General features: G+C 33.3%; 16 protein-coding genes. 8 read left to right on the top strand and 8 right to left on the bottom strand.

The genetic code is table 11. From position 1 onward, the window contains the following. Nucleotides 1-47 precede the first annotated feature (47 nt). Nucleotides 48-2,210, top strand: coding sequence for an amidase domain-containing protein (locus HYI43_01615; protein ID UDI77309.1), 2,163 nt, complete (start codon nt 48-50; stop codon nt 2,208-2,210). A 305-nt stretch (nt 2,211-2,515) separates the two neighbouring features. After that, a complete protein-coding gene (locus HYI43_01610) occupies nt 2,516-4,168 on the top strand; it encodes an IS1182 family transposase (protein ID UDI77308.1) in 1,653 nt (550 codons plus the stop codon). A 13-nt stretch (nt 4,169-4,181) separates the two neighbouring features. Here the strand turns inward: HYI43_01610 and HYI43_01605 are convergent, their stop codons facing one another. From HYI43_01605 to HYI43_01590, 4 genes are all read right to left on the bottom strand, one after another. Further along, nucleotides 4,182-5,720 carry a PTS transporter subunit EIIC gene (locus HYI43_01605; GenBank protein UDI77307.1) on the bottom strand — a complete coding sequence of 513 codons (1,539 nt, stop codon included), beginning with the start codon at nt 5,718-5,720 and terminating at the stop codon, nt 4,182-4,184. 223 nt (nt 5,721-5,943) lie between these two features. Next, nucleotides 5,944-7,518, bottom strand: a complete 1,575-nt coding sequence (locus tag HYI43_01600; protein UDI77306.1) for a YfcC family protein — start codon at nt 7,516-7,518, stop codon at nt 5,944-5,946. 359 nt (nt 7,519-7,877) lie between these two features. Next, nucleotides 7,878-10,019: a hypothetical protein gene (locus tag HYI43_01595; GenBank protein ID UDI77305.1), complete on the bottom strand. Its 2,142-nt coding sequence runs from the start codon at nt 10,017-10,019 to the stop codon at nt 7,878-7,880. 117 nt (nt 10,020-10,136) lie between these two features. Further along, nucleotides 10,137-10,748 carry a serine/threonine protein phosphatase gene (locus HYI43_01590; protein ID UDI77304.1) on the bottom strand — a complete coding sequence of 204 codons (612 nt, stop codon included), beginning with the start codon at nt 10,746-10,748 and terminating at the stop codon, nt 10,137-10,139. Nucleotides 10,749-10,910: 162 nt separating this feature from the next. Between HYI43_01590 and HYI43_01585 the strand changes: the two genes are divergently transcribed. The 5 genes from HYI43_01585 to HYI43_01565 all read left to right on the top strand — a co-directional run bounded on the left by HYI43_01585 (nt 10,911) and on the right by HYI43_01565 (nt 17,661). After that, nucleotides 10,911-11,771 (top strand): LysR family transcriptional regulator, encoded by an 861-nt coding sequence (locus HYI43_01585; GenBank protein ID UDI77303.1) that lies wholly within the window; start codon nt 10,911-10,913, stop codon nt 11,769-11,771. 610 nt (nt 11,772-12,381) lie between these two features. Continuing rightward, nucleotides 12,382-12,549 (top strand): hypothetical protein, encoded by a 168-nt coding sequence (locus tag HYI43_01580; GenBank protein UDI77302.1) that lies wholly within the window; start codon nt 12,382-12,384, stop codon nt 12,547-12,549. A gap of 292 nt (nt 12,550-12,841) precedes the next feature. Further along, on the top strand, nt 12,842-15,802 hold the full coding sequence (locus tag HYI43_01575) for an MMPL family transporter (protein UDI77301.1): 2,961 nt from the start codon (nt 12,842-12,844) through the stop codon (nt 15,800-15,802). Between the two features lie 23 nt (nt 15,803-15,825). After that, nucleotides 15,826-16,770: an ABC transporter substrate-binding protein gene (locus tag HYI43_01570; GenBank protein ID UDI77300.1), complete on the top strand. Its 945-nt coding sequence runs from the start codon at nt 15,826-15,828 to the stop codon at nt 16,768-16,770. Nucleotides 16,771-17,091: 321 nt separating this feature from the next. Beyond that, nucleotides 17,092-17,661 (top strand): TetR/AcrR family transcriptional regulator, encoded by a 570-nt coding sequence (locus tag HYI43_01565; GenBank protein UDI77299.1) that lies wholly within the window; start codon nt 17,092-17,094, stop codon nt 17,659-17,661. A 44-nt stretch (nt 17,662-17,705) separates the two neighbouring features. Here the strand turns inward: HYI43_01565 and HYI43_01560 are convergent, their stop codons facing one another. The 4 genes from HYI43_01560 to HYI43_01545 form a co-directional block, all read right to left on the bottom strand. Further along, nucleotides 17,706-17,879: a hypothetical protein gene (locus HYI43_01560; protein ID UDI77298.1), complete on the bottom strand. Its 174-nt coding sequence runs from the start codon at nt 17,877-17,879 to the stop codon at nt 17,706-17,708. Between the two features lie 27 nt (nt 17,880-17,906). Then, on the bottom strand, nt 17,907-18,599 hold the full coding sequence (locus HYI43_01555; GenBank protein ID UDI77297.1) for a type 1 glutamine amidotransferase domain-containing protein: 693 nt from the start codon (nt 18,597-18,599) through the stop codon (nt 17,907-17,909). Between the two features lie 20 nt (nt 18,600-18,619). Further along, the gene (locus HYI43_01550) at nt 18,620-19,621 is read right to left on the bottom strand and encodes an NADP-dependent oxidoreductase (GenBank protein ID UDI79249.1); all 1,002 of its coding nucleotides are present in this window, start codon (nt 19,619-19,621) and stop codon (nt 18,620-18,622) included. A gap of 293 nt (nt 19,622-19,914) precedes the next feature. Continuing rightward, complete coding sequence (locus HYI43_01545; GenBank protein ID UDI79248.1) at nt 19,915-21,093, bottom strand: MFS transporter; 1,179 nt, start codon at nt 21,091-21,093, stop codon at nt 19,915-19,917. 325 nt (nt 21,094-21,418) lie between these two features. Here HYI43_01545 and HYI43_01540 point away from each other — a divergent pair, with 325 nt between their 5' ends. Further along, entirely contained in the window at nt 21,419-22,471 is a 1,053-nt protein-coding gene (locus HYI43_01540; protein ID UDI77296.1) for an LLM class flavin-dependent oxidoreductase, read from the top strand. Nucleotides 22,472-22,474: the final 3 nt, after the last annotated feature.

The following is a 22,474-nucleotide window of genomic DNA, read 5'->3' as shown; positions in this document are numbered from 1 at the left end:
TTGTTCGCATACCATTACTGGAAAATGTTAGGGGGATAACACTATCCATGTCGAAACATAGATTAATGATTTATTTTTTAACCACAACACTGGTATTACCAACATTTTCATCAAGCATCGCGCATGCAGACGATGATAATGCAGGTGCTAAGTCCAAAGCATCCACATCACAAAGTAAAGACGACACAACATCATCGAACGACAATAATGACGATGTTGATAATACTAATTCTGAAGAAACATCTGATTCTCATAGCAAAGACACAGATACTGCAACGTCTGAAGAACCTTCTAAAGAAACGAAATCTAATCAAAAAAATGTCAATAAAGCCAAAAATTCTAAATTATCATCAAACACTAAAGACAAAGCATCACAAACTCATCAAACAACTACTCATAAAGACAATACGTATCGCACACCCTTATCACCTATCTTTGATGCGACACAATCTAGTGGTTTGAATGCATCTAAATTCTTGAATCCAAATCTATATGATAATGGCTTTAGTTTAACAAATTTAATTGCGTCCATATTCCACTTTAATAGTGACATTTCAGATTATGAACAACCTGCTAATACGAATGACACTTCTGAAAATGATAATACAAATAGTGGCGACGAAAATGATGTCTCAACTGAAAAACATACATCATCTACTGAAACATCAAACAATGATGATACCAACACTAAAGAAGCGAACAAATCTAATGAAACGCCACGAGAAGAAAGCAATAACGCAAGTAATCAGTCAACTACAAGTCAAAATAAAGACGATGCAAATGTCAGCAAAGCATTAGATGCAATTGATGACTTAGTATCTGATAAAGAAGATTCAAGTAGTGCCAATCAATCAAATCAAAACGATGGTGAGAACACTACAGACAAAAATGACTCAACTAAAGAGCAAACACCTTCTAATCAAACTGACTCATCTAATAATAATGCAACATCTGGAAGTAAATCAGAGGATAAAAGCTTTTCAGAATCTGCGTTAGATTCAGTATTGGATAAATATAGTGAAGATGCGAAACAAACACATCATAACTATGAATCTTCTAAAAAAGAAAGTACATCAAAGAAAACAACAGATTCAGCAACTAACAAAGATACTACTTCAAAATCAGTCAATCCACAGTTACCAACCAAAGCGGAACTTGAACATAAAACTGAACCTGCACAATCATTTGAAGATGACTTTAAGAAAAGTAATACGCGTTCAACTAGCCTATTCCAAACACTGCCACAACTTGATGGTAATGACGTTAGTGACGGTGATATAGCAGTCGTTGAAAATAAAGACACGCGCAACTTTATTAAATCAATCGCTAAAGATGCACATAAAATTGGTCAAGACAAAGATATATATGCCTCAGTAATGATTGCTCAAGCTATTCTAGAATCTAGTTCAGGTAATAGTGCATTAGCACAATCTCCAAATTATAATTTATTTGGTATTAAAGGTAGCTATAAAGGACAATCTGTTAACTTCAATACACTCGAGGCGAATAGTGATAATAGTATGTTTAATATCAATGCTGGTTTCCGCAAATATCCAAGCACTAAAGAATCCTTGGAAGATTACGCTACTTTAATTAAAAATGGCATTGAGGGTAATCCAACAATCTATAAACCTACTTGGAAAAGTGAAGCTATCGATTATCGTGATGCTACTCAAAATTTGAGTCGTACCTATGCTACTGACCCTAACTATGCTACTAAATTAAATAGCTTAATCAAACATTATCATTTAACTGATTTTGATAAGAAAAAAATGCCAGATTTAGATCACTATGCGAAATCATCTTCAAGCGGTACTGATGTTGCAGGTGGTGACTTTAAAGCCTTTGAAATTACAGATACTTCATCACCATATCCACAAGGCCAATGTACTTGGTATGTATATGAACGTGTCCAACAATTTGGTAAGAAAGTCGGCAGTGACTGGGGAGATGCACACAATTGGGATAATCGCGCCGAAGATGATGGCTATAATGTGAGTCGCACACCTAAAGCACATACTGCTGTAGTCTTCGAAGCAGGTCAAGCTGGCGCTCATGACGTATATGGTCATGTTGCTTTTGTTGAAAAAGTAAACGACGACGGCTCAATCATCATCTCAGAATCTAACGTTAAAGGATTAGGTATTGTGTCATATCGTACAATCGATGCAGATACAGCTAAAGAATTACATTATATTGAACCAAAATAACATTGCTACTGATGAAGTACACTTAAAGTAAAATAGAGTCTGGGACATAATTCCTAGAGAAATAGCCAGTAAATGAGTTTTAACAAATTCATTTACTGGCTTCTTTATTTACAATACTCCGTATTGTTGGCTCGCTTTCTTAGGGGACAGCTTCAGCCTGTAGTCTTCAGCTTGTCCTGTTCCCTCAAGAGTCTCGCCAAAATACTTTGTATTTATATGTAATTTTACATTGTAATACTTTAAAAAAATAAAGCACTTTCGTATAATTTAATAAACATCACTAAACTAAATTAACGAGGTGCCTTATGTATAAAAATTATAACATGACTCAACTTACTCTACCAATGGAAACTTCAGTTCTTATCCCCACAAATGATATTTCACGACATGTAAATGATATTGTTGAAACAATTCCTGACAATGAATTCGACGAATTCAGACATCACCGTGGTGCAACTTCGTACCATCCTAAAATGATGTTAAAAGTGATTCTATATGCCTACACACAATCTGTATTCTCAGGTCGTAAAATAGAAAAAATGCTTAATGATAGCATCCGAATGATGTGGCTATCACAAAATCAAAAACCTTCTTATAAAACAATTAATCGATTTAGAGTAAATCCAAAAGTAGATGCTTTATTAGAATCTTTATTTATTCAATTTTACAGTCAGTGTATAAAACAAAATCTTATAGATGATAAAGCTATTTTTATTGATGGTACAAAAATTGAAGCAAATTCCAATCGATATACATTTGTATGGAAAAAGAGTATTCAAAACCATGAATCAAAGATGAATGAGGATTCTAAAGCCCTCTACCATGAATTGGTAACCAATAAAATCATACCGGAAATCAAAGAAGATCATGATAATGAATTAACAAAAGAAGAAATAGATTTGATTGGTAGTCATTTAGATAAAGAAATCGAAGATTTAAACCAACATATCAACAATGAAAAATGTACTAAAACAAGAAAACAAATACGTCTCAAAAGAACTAAAATCAAAAAATACAAAAAGCAAATCAATGATTATTCTGAGCGAAAGTATCGATACGAATTTCAAAAATCTATTTTAAAGGATAGAAATAGTTATTCTAAGACAGATCATGATGCGACATTTATGAGAATGAAAGAAGATCACATGAAAAATGGACAACTTAAGCCAGGGTATAATTTACAAATAGCGACAAATTCCCAATTTGTTTTATCTTATAATGTGTATCAAAATCCAACGGATACTAGAACGATGATTCCATTTTTAAATTCAATTCAAGAGACCTACGGTCATTTACCTGAATATATTGTAGCTGATGCAGGTTATGGTAGTGAATCAAATTATATGGCAATTATAGATGACTTTAATCGAACGCCACTCATAACATATGGAATGTTTATAAAAGATAAAACTAAAAAATATAAAAGTGACATCTTTAATACTCAAAATTGGGACTATGACGAAATTAATGACGAATTCATTTGTCCGAATAATAAACGGCTAGGTTTTAAAAGATATGCCTATCGTCATGATAAGTATGGTTACAAGCGAGACTTCAAATTATATGAATGTGACGATTGTTCAGAATGTCCTCTGAAAAATCAATGTATGAACTTCAATTCAAAAACAAACAAAAAAATAATGAAGAATTATAACTGGGAATATTTTAAATCCCAAATTAACAAAAAGCTTTCAGAACCAAAAACAAAAAATATCTACAGTCAAAGAAAAATTGATGTGGAACCTGTTTTTGGATTTATGAAGGCTATTTTGGGTTTCACTCGGATGTCTGTCCGAGGACTCAATAAAGTCAAAAGAGAACTTGGTTTTGTATTAATGGCACTTAATATAAGAAAAGTAGTAGCTCAACGAGCTGAAAATAATCAAAAAATTTATAAAAAAGACAATTTCTATATTATTTCAATAGAAATTACCTTTATTACTTATCTAAGTATTTAAAATATCAATGTTTTTAAGACTTTTGTTCTAGTACTTCTTCAACTTCGTTTTTAATTGTTGTAACGTGCGGTCCATACACAATTTGGGCTCCATTGCCACGTATTATGACACCTTTGGCATCTGTGGTCATCAAAGTATCTTTATTTAATAATGATCCATCTTTTAGCGTCACTCTAAGTCTAGTAGCGCAACAGTCAACTTCCTCAATATTAGTAGCACCACCTAAACCTTTAATAATAGTGTCGGCACGTTCAGTAGCTTCAACACTTTCAATTTTCTCTTTATCTTCGCGTCCAGGTGTTTTGAAATTGAATTTAACAATTAAAAATCTAAAAATGAAGTAATATAAACAGAACCATACGATTCCGATTGGTATTACCCATAAGTAATTCGTTTTAGAGTTTCCTTGTAATACACCAAATAATATATAATCTATGAATCCACCACTAAATGTTTGGCCTACTGTAATATTAAAAATATCTGCCATCATAAATGCCAATCCATCTAAAAAAGCATGAATTAAATATAATACTGGTGCGACAAATAAAAATGAAAATTCCAATGGCTCAGTTATACCAGTTAAGAAGGAAGTCAAAGCTGCTGATAACATTAATCCGCCCACAACTTTTTTGTGTTCTGGCTTGGCAGTATGATAAATAGCTAATGCTGCACCACATAATCCAAACATCATTGTGATAAAACGTCCTGACATATATCTTGAAATACCAGAGAAGTAATGTGTTACGTTTGGGTCACCTAATTGAGCTAAAAAGATATTTTGTGTACCTCGTACCATATGTCCATTTACTTCTAATGAACCACCAAGACCTGTTTGCCAGAAGGGTAAATAAAAGATATGATGCAATCCAAAAGGTCCTAATAATCTTAAAATAAATCCAAAGAAAAATGTCCCAATAACACCTGTTTTTTCAACCAATCCTCCAGCATTAAAAATCCAACTTTGTACCGTCGGCCAGATGAAAAACATGATGACTCCCAAAAATATTGAACTAACTGCAGTAATAATGGGAACAAAACGAGAACCACTGAAGAAACCTAAATAAGCAGGCAATTCAATTTTATTAAACTTATTATGTAAATAAGCTGTTAGAATACCAGTTACGATACCACCAAACACGCCTGTTTCAATTGTTTGGATACCTAATACCATACTTTGCCCTTTTTGAGCTAATTCTGTTGTTTTAGCTAAATCATCTGTAATTTGTAGCATTCCGTTCATAGTTGCATTCATAATTAAAAAACCAATTAGCGCCGCTAAACCTGCTGTCCCTTTGTCACTACGTGCTAGACCTATAGCTACACCAATAGCAAATATTACTGGCAAATTCTGAAATACAATATTACCAGCTGAAGACATAAGCGTAAAAATATTTTGTAGTAATGTTATGTCTAAAAATGGATATGCTTTTACAGTATTAGGATTACTTAATGCTCCACCAATACCAAGTAAAAGCCCTACGGCAGGTAAAATTGCAATTGGTAACATAAATGATTTCCCAAATTGTTGTGCTTTTACAAATACTTTATTCATTTTTAATCTCCTCCCAATAAAGTCAAATTCTGCTCACCAATATTGACAACGCTTTCTTAAATAGAAATATAATACTAACGAAATTTTTTATCAATATTATATTTAAAATTGAAAATTATTTTCATAATAATGCACTTAATCTTTAAATTTATAGACATAAAAAAGAGTCAATTGAATCTATGCTCAATTGACCCCATTATTTTTATTGTTCAAATTTTCAAAATTAAGAATAGATTAACACTTGAGTGATTAACATGCCTCCACCAAATATGAATACGAAGACGACGATTGGCCAAACGAATTTCAACCAGTGTGAGTATTTCATATCTAACATTTGAAGGGTTGCCATAATCAATCCTGTTGGTGCTAAGAATAACATTGCATATTGTCCGAATTGATAAGCTGTTACGATTACGAATCTTGGAATACCTACTGTATCAGCTAGCGGTGCAAATATAGGCATTGATAGTACGGCTAATCCTGAAGATGATGGTATGATAAATCCAAGGAAGAAGAAGATTATCAATAATATTACTATGAAGATTGGACCGCTTACACCTTTAACAAGTGATGATGAGAAGTTTAAAATTGTATCTGAAATTAAACCGTCATTCATAATCATGTTAATACCACGTGCTAAACCGATAATTAATGATACACCTACTAAACTTGATGCTCCATTTACAAAGGCATCGACCACGGCTTTTTCACCAATACCTTTTTTACCTAACGCTACAATTAACATAATAACGATAGTAAATGCTAAGAACATTGATGCCATGACTGGGAACCACCAGCCTTGAGTCATAACGCCCCAAACCATGATTGGGAATGGTAAGATAAATAAAATTAAAATTAATTTTTTACGTAGTGTAAAGATGCTTTCATCACTATCATCTTTAATAACTGACCATTGTTTTTCAAATTTAGCTTTATCTTCATACGTAAATGATGCTTTAGGATCTTTTTTAATACGTTTTGCATACCAATATAAGTAACCTACTGTGAAGATAGCGGCAATAACTAAACCTGCGATTCTCCAATATAAACCATCAACGAAGGTTGTGCCAGCTGCGTTTGACGCAATTACTACTGAGAACGGATTGACAGTTGAGAATGTACTACCGATTGAACTTGCAAGGAATATAGAACCTACACAAATGATTGAATCATATCCCATCGCAATAAAGATTGGAACAAGGACAGGATAAAATGCAACGGCTTCTTCTTCAATACCGCATAATGTTCCTCCTAGAATCATCAATATTGATACCATAAATACTAGTAAAAATTCATGTCCTTTAGTCTTTTTAGTTAATGCTAGAAGTCCTGATTCAAATGAACCACTGGTTTGAACGACTCCAATCAATCCACCTAATACTAAGATAAATACCATGACATCAACCGCTTCAATCGTACCATTGACCATGCTTGAAGTAATTTGATCTGGGCCTGCAGGTTTTTGATCTAGACGTTCATACGTTCCTGGTATAGAAATTGGTTTATTAATCGCACCTGATTTAAATTGCTTTACATCTATTTTTACGCCTAATTTATCTAATTGTTCTTGCGTTCCTGGAACAGTTTTAGATTTATTATGTGCATCGACAATTTTAAATTCGTGAGCGCCTGAATCATAAGATAATTTAGAATATGCACCAGCTGGAATCATCCATGTCGCTAGTACGGCAACAACAGTTAAAATGAATAGAATTGTAAATGCACCGGGCATCTTAAGTTGAAATCGTTTTTTATTGCCTTTGCTCGTACTGTTTGGAATTTCGTTAGTGTGTGTCATGCGTTTCAACCCCTTTGTGTATTTTTATATTTGAAAATGAGTCACACATTTAAAACTTATGCTTAATATCATGAAATGAACGATGCGAGATTGTGAATTTTTTATCAATTTCTTTTTCCACTACAAGTGTATGTCTAATGCACATTACATTCAATATGAATATAAAATAAAGTGTAAATATTTTTGCTAAATCCATAAATTTTCACATAACTTTACGAATAATTTCCGGAAAAACACTTGATATTTTCCGCACTTTGTGAAAGCGTTTTCTAATATAGTGTAATCCCCTTTTTCAAAAGAAAAGAGTAGATAATGAAGCTGAAACTAACTTCTCGATTATCTACTCTTTCGTTCTATATTTAATGTCTAGAATGGTGCGTTTTTCGGCGTCCTAACCAAACTAATGTCGTTCCAGCGATAGCAAGAATCACTGTAATTGGTAACCATGATTTCTTAATTGCTTCACCTGTTGCAGGTAATGAAACATTACCATCATCATCAAATAATCCACTTAAGAAACTATCATCATTACCTAAATTACCTAATGATAATCCTTGTACTGGATTAGGAATATCACCAATATTATCCAATAGGCTACCACCAGAATTTAAGCCATCTAATAAACCACTGCCAGTTAAACCATCTAGTAAACTAGAACCTTGATTTAACAAGTTTGTGCCTTGACCCGTTTGACCATTAATACGATCTAATAATGAAGGACGTTGTGTAATTGGTGACAAGATATAATCTAAATTTTGTTTTGCATTGTCTAATCTATTTTGTAATTGTAATAAATCACCAGCAGTACCATTTAATGCGCTTTTTACTAGTTCTAATGTGTCTGCTTTATTTGTTTGAGCTTTAGCAATTAAATCTGCTAGTGCATGTGCTTTCGCTTGATTTAATTTAGTAGCTAATAACGTTTCAATTGTCTGTTTCTTATTAGACGATTTGTCTAATACATCTTTCAAAATATCATCTGCTGAAACTGTACCATGTGCTTTGATTTCTTGTTTCAAACGGTTGACCAATTCATCATTTGATAGGTGTGCATGAGCTAAACGCTTAGCAATTTGTGAAGCTTCATTGCTTCCTAAACGCGTTGAAAGTAATGTCTTTATCAAATCTTCTTTATTAGGTGCTTGCTCAAACATTGATTTCAAGATGTCATCACTTGTTGTGCCTTTAAATCCATCCAGTTGTTTCATAATTTGATCAGTAATTTGTTTATCTGATTGCCCATTTGTTTTAATATTTTTTAAAATATCTTGAGCTTCATTTTTACTAAACATACTACCTAGAATATTTTCAGCAGCTTGTTGTTTATTTGAAGATTTCTCCAAATTATTCATAATGGTATCTCGATTACTTTGCACATTATGTCTTATTGTTGAGATATCTTTTTTAATTTCATGTTTCTGTTGATCTGTTAAATCTGTGTTATCTTGAGTTTGTTGACGCAAGTTTCTCAATTGTTCTAGTTTGCGATCAGTATAGCGTTGGCTTGAGTCACCTTGTTGATTTTCTACTTTAGAAATTGCTTGATTAATCTTATTATTTGTTGATAATTTATCAGTTAGTGCATCAATATGTTTATCCTCGTTTGATACTTTAGTATCGTTTGATTGGCTCGCTTGACGTTCACTTTTACCAATCTGTTTGATACCTTTTTCAACACTATTATCAGAATGATCATTAGTGCCCTGTACACTAGATTCCTCTGTTGAACGATGAGTTTCGGTTGATGTTGGTTCGTTCAATTTATTATTATCTGTAGATGTTTCATGCGTTTGTTTGGCAGATTCCACATCATTTTTGACGTTATCCAATTCATCTAAGATTGATGATTGTCCATTATGAAGATCAGAACGATTATTGTCATGATTTTGCGCAGTAGACGTTTTGTTATCAGTAACTGATTTAGATACATCATTAGTTTGTTCAGTTGATGTAGATTCTGATGTAGACTTTTCATCACTATTGATTGCGTTATTTGGTTGACTAGTATCAACCTTTTTAGAGAAAGCATCAACATCAGCTAAAATTTTATCCAATTGTTCAAGATTTCCATTATCATTAGTTGTTGCATGCGTATTTGTCGTTTCTGCTGATGACGCGTTTGTCGTTTTATCTGAAGTGTTATCTTTAGAATGATCTGTCGTATCTTCTTCGGCTGACAACTGGTCTTCTTCTTTTGCATCACTTACAATCTTATTAATTTCAGATTCAGTTTTAGCAGCTTCAATATCTTCTTTGTAACTTTTCAATTCTGTAGCATCTAAATGTTTCAAACGATTAATATCTGTTTTCGCTTTAGCTATTGTTGTATCAAGTTTATTTTGAACTGAACTGACTTTCTCAGAAACATTATGAGTATTTTCGGATTGCGCAAATGCGTCCTTAGTAAACCCGTAACCTACCAATGATCCACTCAATAATAGCACTGAACATGACACTTTTAAGTACGAACTGAATTTAGAATTTTGTATATTATTCTTCACTCATGTCACCCTTTTTAATTTATATTCCCCTACATTATATAACATTTAATTTGAAACTTATACTTCTGTTTTTTGAAAACTACCGAAACATATTAATATTTTATGAATTTCTAATACTTATAATTTTATACGTTTAGTACTCACGTTTTTAATATCAGTAACTTTTACAGAATACTGATACCTATTTGTGATATCTATAAGCGACAAATATTTACCATGCCCTGCTCCAGTATCAATATCTAATAGATTTTTCTTTTTATATAACGCATCATTTTTTAAACCAAATCGATAATTTGGCACATGCCCGTGAATTAAATATTTATGTTTAGGGATATTACGATTTAAAGTATGATTATAATGTCCTGTCGTATACTCTTTAATTTGTTTATTTAATGGTTTGTCACTGTCTATCCCAGCATGCACAAATATATAATCATCTATAACCTCAATTGTAGATAGGCTTCTTAAAAAAGAGTGCCATCGTTTGACCTTTTTATCATTACGCTCTAACCAACGCATTTCATGATTACCAGCCAATGCCAATGCACCTTTACGCTTTAACCTTTTAACTAATTTGAGCGTACCAAATGAGTCCGGCCCATTATTAACATAATCACCCATTAATATGAGTTGGTCTCTTCTCGCATTATATTTCGCTGCTTTTAAAAGAGTAACGAGTGCTTTCCGATGTCCATGTATATCAGAAATCACAAGTATTCTTTCCTTCATGTTTCATTCTCTCCTTGCATCTAAACTTTCATTTATTATCTATATGTATTATAAAAACCACTGATTAACTAACTTTAAACAAAATATTTACGTAGCCTCAAAATTCTTTATTTATCATAGAAACTAGTGCAAACAAATTCTATACTTTGGGGAATCAAATTTATGAATACTAAGCAAATGTTAATCTTTAAACACTTTGTTGAAGCGCAAAATGAAAATATCGTGGCTGACAAACTTGGTATTACACAGCCTACTGTTACATTTCATTTAAAAAACTTAAACAAAGAATTAGGCGTTCCATTATATTTCAAAAAGGGTAAACATTTCAATTTAACTGAAGCAGGTGAATTGTTATACCTCAATTCTAATAAAATGTTGAATCTTATAGAAGAAACAACAGATATGTTAGAGGACTTTAAACAATCAAAGCGAGGGACACTACGTATTGGGGCAACACATGCACCAATCTATAGTATCTTGCCTACCGCCTTCAAAAATTATATGAATGAACATCCTAATATTGATATAAATCTGACAGTAGATACTGCACCTATCATTATTGAAAAAGTTAAAAACAGAAAAATAGATATTGGTATTATTTCTGAAAAAGGTTTTAACGAAAGCGAGCTACACGTGAAACGATTACAAAAGAATCCGTTAGTACTCGCAATGGATAAACGCCACCCGCTTGCACAACAAGAAACCATTACAATGGAAGATATTGCTAAGTATCGTTTCATTATTCACAATAGTGGATCCACACGAGACAGCATCGATGAGTGGTGTAATAAAAACTTTATCAATTTAAATGCTCATATGGAATCGAATAGCATTAATAGTATCCTTACTATTATTAAGGACTCCAATTATTTAAGTCTAGTTAGTTCAAATACGTTATACCATCATCCTAGTATTACTAGTAAAACGTTGCCAAATCCCCCAACAACTGCTTATGTATCATTATTATATCGTGAAGATCGCCATCCCACATCTGTAACTCAAAATTTCATTGACTTATTATAACGTTTAAGTCGTTGAATTTTCATATTAATAGTAGGGAGTGGGACAGAATTCTTGTTAAATTCGTCGTCCACTCCCAACTTGCTTTGCTTGTAGAATTTCTTAGTGAAATTCTCTTTGTTGGGGCCCCGCCCGCAAGGTGACTAGAACTGAAAAAAGCTTGATTTAAGCGCATTTTCAGTTCAGTCAGCTACTGCGAATTTTGCAGAATAACATTATTATATTATTTTGTCCCAGGCGCTTTCTTACATTATAAATAACTTCGTTTTAATTCTCAGATATCGATTCCTAGATACGAAATCATTACCAATTACAATTTGGTCCCATTTCTAATATGAATTCATGACATTTTTCGTTTATTTAAAAGCTTTGAAATCTCTCAATTTACTCATCGTGCAAACAACAAATCACCTAAAAATCATTACTTACTTTATAAATTGTTAAATTTACATAAAGTTTATTAATAAATATTCCTAAAAAGAATAACAATTTTACAATATATTAATATATAGCTATAAAAATATCGGAACACATAATATAATAAAGTTGAAAGACTTGTTCATACTTATCAATTTAGCAAAATAAACAATTATTGATTAAGGAGGCTGAGTTGATGTTCGCTCTTTCAATCATATTTTTACTTATTGGCATTATTTTAATCGTTATGAGTAGGTTTATTACTTATCGACGTGACATTGACATCAGAGAAAAAATATATATTCCAGGCGTAATATGTATCTTAATTGGTGCAATATTACTATTAGGTCACTTCGTCAATTAACATTATACATATCCCTTCGCACATCAGGTAAATTCTCATTAGATTACCTGTTTTTTTATTATCCACTTAAATCTCTATCTTATTATTCCAACAATTCTTTCATATTGTTGCATTTTCCGACGACCCACAAATTTTAATGGTACCAAATAAGGGTATAACTTGTTACATTGTCAAATGTACCATTTTAAATACGCTAAAATTTAGGTCATTAAACTCACATAAATGCTCACACATTATCAACATTATTTCCAGACCTTAGGCGTTAAAAATTATATAAATAGGAGGAAATGTCTTGGCAAAGCTATTATACAAACTTGGAAAGTTCATAGCTAAGAACAAATGGCTTAGCGTTATTGGATGGCTTGTTATTCTAGGCGTCATCATTACACCATTAGTGATGAATTCACCTAAGTTTGACAGTGACATCACAATGAACGGTTTAAAATCACTAGACACAAACGACAAAATTAGTAAAGAATTCCATCAGGATAGTGAAAAAGCCTCGATGAAAATCGTCTTCCATTCAAATAGACATGATGGATTAAAAAATGACGATACTAAAAAAGATATTGAAGATGCATTAGATAACATCAAACAAAAAGATGATTACATCCAAAATGTTTCAAGTCCTTACGATAGTGGACAAGTAAATGAAGATGGCGATACAGCAATCGCTAATATTAGTTATGTTGTCCCACAAACAGGATTGAAAGATTCGTCTAAAAAAATCATTGATAAAGAATTACAAGATGTAAAAGATAACCACAATGTACAAATCGAAAAAACACAAGGTGGCGCTATGGGCGGTGAACCTGGTGGCACTTCAGAAATTGTTGGTATCGTAGTAGCATTCGTTATTCTACTGATCACATTCGGTTCACTTATTGCTGCTGGTATGCCAATTATCAGTGCGATTATCGGCTTAGGTTCAAGTGTCGGAATCATTGGTTTATTAACATACGTCTTTGATATTCCAAACTTCACACTGACATTAGCTGTAATGATTGGTTTAGCTGTCGGAATCGACTACTCACTCTTTATTCTATTTAGATATAAAGAACTTAAGAAAAAAGGTCTTGATACGGTAGAAGCTATCGCAACAGCAGTAGGAACTGCTGGTAGTGCCGTTATATTTGCTGGTCTTACAGTTATGATGGCCGTATGTGGTCTATCACTTGTAGGTATCGACTTCTTAGCAGTTATGGGATTTGCCTCAGCTATCAGTGTGTTATTCGCAGTATTAGCAGCATTAACACTGTTACCAGCATTGATTAGCATTTTCCATAAAAGCATTAAAATTAAAGAAAAACCAACAAAAAGTAAAGATCCTAAAAATCATCCATGGGCTAAATTCATCGTTGGTAAACCTGTGATTGCGGTAATCGTAAGTTTAATCATTTTAATTCTTGCTGCAATTCCTGTAAGTGGCATGCGCTTAGGTATTCCAGATGATAGTTTAAAACCAACTAATTCATCTGCACATAAAGCTTACAATTTAATTTCAAATAACTTTGGTGAAGGCTATAATGGCCAAATTGTCATGTTAGTTAACACTAAAGACGGCGGTAGTAAAAAAACAATCGAACATGATTTAAACAATATGCGTAGCGACTTAAAAGACATTGATAATGTCGATACAGTGTCTAAAGCACGCCTTAATGACAATAATCACTATGCATTATTTACAATCATTCCTGAAAAAGGACCTAACTCTAAATCAACTGAAAACTTAGTATATGATCTACGCGATTACCATAAAGACGCTCAAGATAAATACAATTACAGCACAGAAGTTTCTGGACAAAGCGTAATCAATATTGATATGTCAGAAAAACTTAATAATGCAATTCCAGTATTCGCTGGCGTTATCGTAGTATTAGCATTCCTATTATTAATGGTAGTATTCCGTTCAATCTTAGTACCATTAAAAGCCGTACTTGGCTTCATCCTATCATTAATGGCAACATTAGGATTTACAACACTTATCGTTCAAGACGGATTCCTAAATGGTTTATTCGGTATCAGTAATACTGGTCCATTACTCGCATTCCTACCAGTTATCACAATAGGATTACTATTCGGTCTAGCCATCGACTACGAACTATTCCTAATGACACGTGTTCATGAAGAATATAGTAAAACACGAGATAATGATCACTCAATCCGTGTAGGTATTAAAGAAAGTGGTCCAGTTATCGTAGCAGCAGCACTTATCATGTTTAGTGTATTCATTGCCTTCGTATTCCAAGGCGATAGCTCAATTAAATCAATGGGTATTGCACTTGCATTCGGTGTCCTATTTGATGCCTTCGTAGTACGTATGACACTAATCCCTGCCCTTACTAAACTATTTGGTAATGCATCATGGTACCTTCCTAAATGGTTAGGCGCAGTGATACCAAACGTTGACGTTGAAGGTAAAGCTTTAGAAGATACTGATAATAATCAAGCCGCTTCTTCTGAAAAAGGTCATGAAGATGCACGCTATCAAGATTACGGTAGACCAGACAATCACAACGCTAGCTACCAAGATGATAGACGTAGCTACAATAATGATGACAACAACAGAAACCATCATTATGACAATAACTACTACAATGCCGGATACGTAGACAACAAATATTCTAACGATAACTATCGTGATAACAGTCAGCGTCCTCATTACAATAATGAAGATTACAACCATTCTGTACGATTAGATAGCGATCAAGCACAACCAAACAATCGCTACGACGACCGTCGTGACTACGACCGTCGTGAAACGCGTCAACGCGAAGAAGACGCAAGATATCAACAACGTCGCGATAATTATTACCGTTATGATGATATGCCGCAACGTGCTTATGAAAACGAACAACATCATGGTCGCCCATCTTATGGCCAACCTATGACACAACGTGACGATGTTGATTACGAATCACTCTATACTCAAAATGGTAATAGATACAGCCATGAAGGTAGAAATCATGAACAACATCATCAAGATTATCAATATAGATACAATGACCAACACCATAACGGCTATGCACACCAAGATTACAACGATGGCAGACAACATCATCATGAAGAACATCATGATTCAAGCTTTGATGAAACAACAAACTTATATAAAGATTTAACAGAAAATAATATTGACCAAGATGTATTATTTAAAGCATTAATGTTATACGCTCGTGAAAACAATAAAGGTGTTTACGATAGATATAACCAACAGTCTAATACAAATCGTCATGACGACGAACGTAGAGATTAATACTAAAAAGGAGGAAACACATTATGTTTAGACGACGTAGTTCGAAATTTCTAGGACTACTTGCCACACTTGCCTTAGTCGTTGTACTAAGCGCATGTGGTAATGGTGGCAGTGGTAGTGGTTCATCTGATGATAAAAATACGTCACTAGGTAGTAAAGATATCGAAATTCCTTATATTGCGAGTGATAACTCTACACCACGTTCACTAGTAATCGCAGAAGTATTGAAGAAAGCCGGATATGATGTGACAACTTCACCTGTACCTTCAAGCGGTCCGTTATATGCGACTGTTTCAGAAAGTACCGATTCATTCCATGCATCTGGTATCTTCCCAGATACTGATAAAAGTTACTATAATAAATTCAAAAGCAACTTATCATTATATGACGACAAACACTTAGTAGATGATGTAAAAGTTGGCTTAGCAGTACCTAAATATGAACAAGATATTGACTCAATCAGCGACCTTAAAAAAAGCGACTTTGGTAAATCTGTAGATTGGACCATTCAAGGTACTGATGCTAGAAACGGTGTTATGAAAGAAACTAAAGATGAACTTGATGGCGATGATTTAAATAAATATAGCTTGAAAGAAAGTTCTGACCAAGATCAATTCAAAACAATTCAAAAAGCATTTAAACAACAACAACCAATTGTGTTTACTGCGATGGAACCAAATTGGTTCTCTAAAGAGTTAGATATTAAAATGTTGAAAGATCCTGACAATATTTACGGTAACAATAATCAACATATTGATTTAGTATTTAACAAAGGATTCAAAGAAGCTCATCCAGCTGCATATACTATTGCTACACGTATGGCTGATGACTGGAGTCAAAAAGACGAAGAAACAATGGCTAAAAAAATCTTTGTTGATAAGAAAAATCCAGAACAAGTAGCTAAAGATTATGTTGACGATCATGACAACAAAGTAGATGAATGGTTAGAAGGTATTGATACGAAATAACCTTTCACATGGGAGAAATTAAATAAGGGGCATGCTTGCTTTATATAGCATGATTTAAAATGGGAGTAAAATAGAAATTTCTATCACAATTGATTTCTATTTTGCTCTCATTTTTTGTATTCATTTACCTTTCATAACTATAAACGTGTTACGCACATATTTTACTTTTTTATTTTTGATTCATATTCAATTGCACTATCCACATATGTAATCCCATTACATAATGGTTATTTTTGGAAATATAAAAGTCATTGTGATAAATTACTCTTATTACAATAGGCTATTTTTGTGGCTTGATTAAAGATATAGGAGAATCAGTTTATGCCGACTGCAAATCAAAAACGAATGATTAAACATATTCATGAAACTGTGTTTGTACTCTTACACGACTATCATTTTGATGAAATAACTGTACAAAAAATTTGTGAAGTAGCAGAAATTAACCGTAGTACGTTCTATAGATACTTTCAAGATAAGTATGATTTACTCTATACATTACCGGACTTTATTACGCATCAAATCATGGTCGACGGAAGTAAATCAGCGGATATCACGACCCCTGAATCATTTCAAGATTTCATATATTATATCGGTAATAATAAAAAGATATTCAAGCATTTATTAGTATCATCACGACAAGTTGATGTCTTTAGAAGTTTAACAAGTGTAAGTCGCGATATGATGCTTAATAATTCCAAACGTCAAGATGGTCCATTAGCTAAGAAGATTAGAGAAAGTAAACATCCTGAAATTGTGGCGGATTTTTATAGTAGTGGCGTGATTGAAGTGTTAAGACGCTGGGTTGAAAATGACTATAATTATACTGTTGAAGAAGTCTTTGAAACGTTAAATAATGTTCTTGAAACATCAATATATTGTTATAAAGAATAAAAGCAATCTCACGCCAATTAATAGTGAGATTGCTTTTTAATTGATTACTTCCGTTTTCTATCTCCTGTTGTTTTATAAATCATAAAGATACTATTAGCAACAATCAATATCGCTAAAATAACCATTAGCCAAGTACCTACACTACCAATATTAAATATAATAAGCACTATCATTAAAACAAGATTTAGTGCATTTGAAATCATCAATGATCTATCCACTAAAATCACCTCTTACTATGTTATAACCTAATCTATTAAATTTAATTGTTTTTTTACTTCTTCGGCAACTAATTTAGGTGACTGTGGATTTTGCCCTGTAATTAATCGACCATCAACTTGTACATATGGCGTAAATGGTAGTCGTCGGAATGAATAATGAGCACCACGTTTTTTTATTTCATTCTGTAAATGAAACGGTACTAATGTGTCACGGTTGGCTAATACTTCTTCTACGTTAGAAAAGCCTGTGATGTCTTTATCTTTAATTAAATATTCTCCACTGCTATTCTTGGCGTTGAGTAGTGCTGCAATACCATGACACACTGCTGAAACGATGCCACCTTTATTGTATATCGTTTCGATAGCGTTTTGTACGGCACTATTTTCCGGGAAATCAAACATCACACCATGCCCGCCTGTGAAGTATATGACGTCATAGTCTTCTACAAGGGCTTCAGATATTGGTTGTGCATAGCGCAATTGATTCATAAAGTCATTATCTTTATAATATGCTTTTGTTACTTTGTCTAACATAAATGGAGATAAACTAACTGGATCTATTGGTGTATTCCCACCAGTCATGTTATAAATATCAATATTTACATCCTCATTTTTGAATTGATTGTAAAAGTGGACAAGTTCTCCTAACCATAGCCCAGTTGGTTTATTATTATCACCAAAATAATCTGCACTTGTGTTCACTATCATAATATTTTTCATAAATTTAACACCTACCCTTCTTAATTATTCATTTCAATAATAATCTTACCTTTAGCACGACCACTCGTTGAATAATCTAACGCAGCCTGAGTATCTTTAAAATCAAACACTTTATCAATAATTGGTTTGATTTTGCCTTCTTCGATTAATTGACTAATTTCTTTTAATTGAGTGCCACTTGGATGCATAAATAAAAAGTCATAATTGACGTTAAACTGTTGGGCACGTCGTCTTAATTTATAAGAAGCAACGCGTAATAATGCTTCTTTACCAATATTTAGATTTAAATCTCTAGCATTTTTATCTGTTGGAACACCAGACACTGATGCAATTGTGCCACCTGTTTTCAAGATTTCGAATGATTTTTCTAAGTTATCTCCACCTAATGTATCGAAGACACCATCATAATCATTAAGTTCTTGTGCGAAGTCTTGTTCTTTATAATTAATAAATTGATCTGCACCGAGTGACTCGATAAGTGCTTTACCACGATGACTTCCTGTAGTAGCAACATATAGTCCCATAGCTTTTGCTAATTGAATCGCAAATGAGCCGACACCACCTGATCCCGCTTGAATAAATACTTTATCACCACGCTGTAATTGCATGACTTCATTAAGGGCTTGGTATGATGTTAAACCGACTAATGGAATACTGGCTGCTTCTTCAAAAGATAAGTTTTTAGGCATCGGTGCTATTTCTGACGCATCAATTGAAATATAGTCTGCAAAAGTACCAATTTTAGTTTTACGTGGTCGACCATAGACTTTATCACCGACCTGATACGCTGTAACATTAGCACCCACTTCTGTGATAATACCTGAGAAATCGTTTCCTAGAATTAATGGAAATTCATATTTCAACAGTATTTTAAGTCCGCCATCTCTAATTTTAAAATCAATTGGATTAACGCTTGCCGCTTTAATTTGAACACGAACCTCGTTAGGATTCATGTTTGGTAAAGGCATACGTGTTTCTTGTACTGGGTAATCACCATATTGATGTACAACCATTGCGCGCATATCCGTTTTCATAGGCACTTCTCCTTTATCTCTTTTTGAATTGTTATCCATTATAGTACGGTTGATAGTTGTTTACTAATAATCTGATTAAACAAAAAAGAGTGGAATAGAATTCATTCAGAATTCATTATTCCACTCTGTCTTGCATAGCTTGTAAAAGCTTTTTTGAGATTTTATATGTTAGATTCCTTTCCGCAAGGATAACTAAAATTTAGAAAAGATTGATATAAGCGGCTTGTTAGTTCAGGCAGCTACGATAACTTTGCAAAGCAGACTAATAATAGATGCGTTCGTTATCTTACTTCGTGTTTTCTACGTGGTAAAAATAAGGCAATAACAATCGCAATGATGCCTATACTTGCTATAATATTAAATTGCATCAAAAAGCTTGGCATTGTTTTTAACACGATACTTAATACTGGTGCAATTGCTGTACCTAAAAATAAGATAAACGTATTCACAGATAAGAAGAAACCTTGATTGCTATTAACAATCAGTCCTACTTTAGAAATCGTTGATGGAATCGCGAACGCTATACCACTCACAAAGGTTACACTCCAAATAGTTAGAAAGATGATATTCGTCGTTACTGACATCAAGATCAGTGATAGTGTACTTACGATAAGTGCACCTAAAATAACATTTTTAACACCAATACGATCACTCATACGTCCCGCAATCAAAGATAAGAGCATGCCAATAACACCAAACAATTTAGCATTAATTGCAGTTGTATCATTTCCTCCTATCGTGTCCGAAGTTACATAGTTATTAAATACCGTATACATACTAATAAACATTGTTAATAACGTTAAAGACACGCCATAACAGAGTAATACAGTTTTATTTGTTTTAAAATCACTAAAGTTATTTAAGAATTTGAGTAATTTAATTTGTGGATTTTTCACTGGGCTTTCAGGAATATTTTGAAGAATTACTAAAGCTAATACAATGTATAGTACCGTCAACGTAAAATAAACGACATGCCAATTAGAAAATCCAACTATGATTTCACTTAGGTTCTGTCCAATAATTCCTGATAACATGAAACTTGTACTAATAAAGCTAATCGCAGTCATACGTTTAACTGGAGAATATGTTTCAGTCACATATGTAATCGATATAGGTGAAAAGGCAGCCGCAAAAATGCCTTGTATCGCTCGTAAAATAACGAGTAAAGTGAACGAGTGTACTAATCCTATGACCAAGCAAATGACAACGAGTCCGCTAATACCAAATAGAATTGTACGTATGCGTCCAAATTTTTCCGAAATTGTACCATAGAATAGACAACTTACCGAATAAGTAATGGAGAATGCAACACCATTTAGCGTTGCAACCGATTGTGGAATTTTAAAGTCTTTGGCGAATTCAGCAGTTAATGGGATTGCAGTATATAAACTGCTCATAACAATGATTCCAGCAATGAAAAAAATTGTGGTTATTTTATTATAATTCATTGGCTTTTGTATGGACATTATGATTCTCCCTTCTCGATGTTTTATACAACATATCTATTATGCCACTTTAACCACTTTTACAAAAGACTACTCAAAATTGACGAAATACTTTTAAAGTTCATACATTAGCTCACTTAACCATATCTATAATTTAAAACTGCCCGCAGTCTTAATAATTGAAAAATGATAGACTCAACATGTTTCATCATAGCAGTGAAATAATTCGTTTAATCTTTTCAAAAAATAAAATCTCTAATTCGAAACATTTCTATTGACTATTGTCAAAATAAGGACTACAATTTCTAGTATAAATTTTATACCAATAGGAGGTGGCGTGTTGAAAATAGAATTAGGATTGACTTCATTTGCGGACAATGGCGATATTTATATGCCTGATGGTAAGCATGAAGCAGTTTCAAATGCTCAAAGAATTCGTGATATCGTTGAAGAAATAGAACTTGCAGATCAATTAGGCTTAGATATATATGGTTTAGGTGAACATCATCGTAATGATTATGCCGTATCAGATCCAGTCACTGTATTGGCTGCCGCTGCAGGACGTACAAATCATATCAAATTGTCTTCTGCAGTAACTGTTTTATCATCTGATGACCCAGTACGTGTTTATCAAAGATTCTCAACATTAGATGCTGTATCTAATGGTCGTGCAGAAATTATGATAGGTCGAGGGTCTTTCATCGAATCATTCCCATTATTCGGTTATAATTTAAATGACTACGAAGACTTGTTTAATGAGAAATTACAATTACTCTTAAAGATCAATGAACATGACGTAGTGAGTTGGAATGGTAAATTGCGATCTAGCTTTGACCCAACTGTTATTTACCCTCGTGTGGAACATGGTAAATTACCTATTTCCATCGCAACGGGTGGCACTCCTGAATCATCACTCAGAGCTGGTGCCTTTGGATTACCTATCACCTATGCTATTATTGGTGGTAATCCTAGACGATTTACACGCAATATTGAGATTTATAAATCTGTTGCTGCATCTTATGGACACAACCCAGATGAATTATCTGTATCCGTTCATTCATGGGGTTATGTAGCAGAGACAGATGAGGAAGCAAAGAAAGAATTCTTCCCTTCTTTGAAAGCACATCATGATGTACTAGGTCGCGAACGTGGTTGGCCTAGCTTCGATGAAAATATGTTAGAACGAGAAATCGGAAGTCAAGGTGCAATCTATTTGGGTAGTCCTGAAACGGTTGCCCAAAAAATTATTGATACTGTTGAAACCCTAGGTCTTAATCGTTTTATGATTCATACACCTGTAGGTTCTATGCCACATGAGTATGTAATGAAATCAATCCGACTATTTGGAGAACGCGTTAAACCTATTGTTGATAAATACTTTGAAAACAAATAAAAA

This window comes from Staphylococcus taiwanensis, from assembly GCA_020544305.1.
Classification (GTDB): domain Bacteria; phylum Bacillota; class Bacilli; order Staphylococcales; family Staphylococcaceae; genus Staphylococcus; species Staphylococcus taiwanensis.
This window is presented reverse-complemented; position numbering and strand designations above follow the sequence as displayed.

Coding starts and splice junctions, on each gene's coding strand:
- HYI43_01570 (UDI77300.1), top strand. CDS start 15,826: ATGTTTAGACGACGTAGTTCGAAATTTCTAGGACTACTTGCCACACTT.
- HYI43_01580 (UDI77302.1), top strand. CDS start 12,382: ATGTTCGCTCTTTCAATCATATTTTTACTTATTGGCATTATTTTAATC.
- HYI43_01590 (UDI77304.1), bottom strand. CDS start 10,748: ATGAAGGAAAGAATACTTGTGATTTCTGATATACATGGACATCGGAAA.
- HYI43_01610 (UDI77308.1), top strand. CDS start 2,516: ATGTATAAAAATTATAACATGACTCAACTTACTCTACCAATGGAAACT.
- HYI43_01565 (UDI77299.1), top strand. CDS start 17,092: ATGCCGACTGCAAATCAAAAACGAATGATTAAACATATTCATGAAACT.
- HYI43_01550 (UDI79249.1), bottom strand. CDS start 19,621: ATGCGCGCAATGGTTGTACATCAATATGGTGATTACCCAGTACAAGAA.
- HYI43_01555 (UDI77297.1), bottom strand. CDS start 18,599: ATGAAAAATATTATGATAGTGAACACAAGTGCAGATTATTTTGGTGAT.
- HYI43_01585 (UDI77303.1), top strand. CDS start 10,911: ATGAATACTAAGCAAATGTTAATCTTTAAACACTTTGTTGAAGCGCAA.
- HYI43_01615 (UDI77309.1), top strand. CDS start 48: ATGTCGAAACATAGATTAATGATTTATTTTTTAACCACAACACTGGTA.
- HYI43_01600 (UDI77306.1), bottom strand. CDS start 7,518: ATGACACACACTAACGAAATTCCAAACAGTACGAGCAAAGGCAATAAA.
- HYI43_01605 (UDI77307.1), bottom strand. CDS start 5,720: ATGAATAAAGTATTTGTAAAAGCACAACAATTTGGGAAATCATTTATG.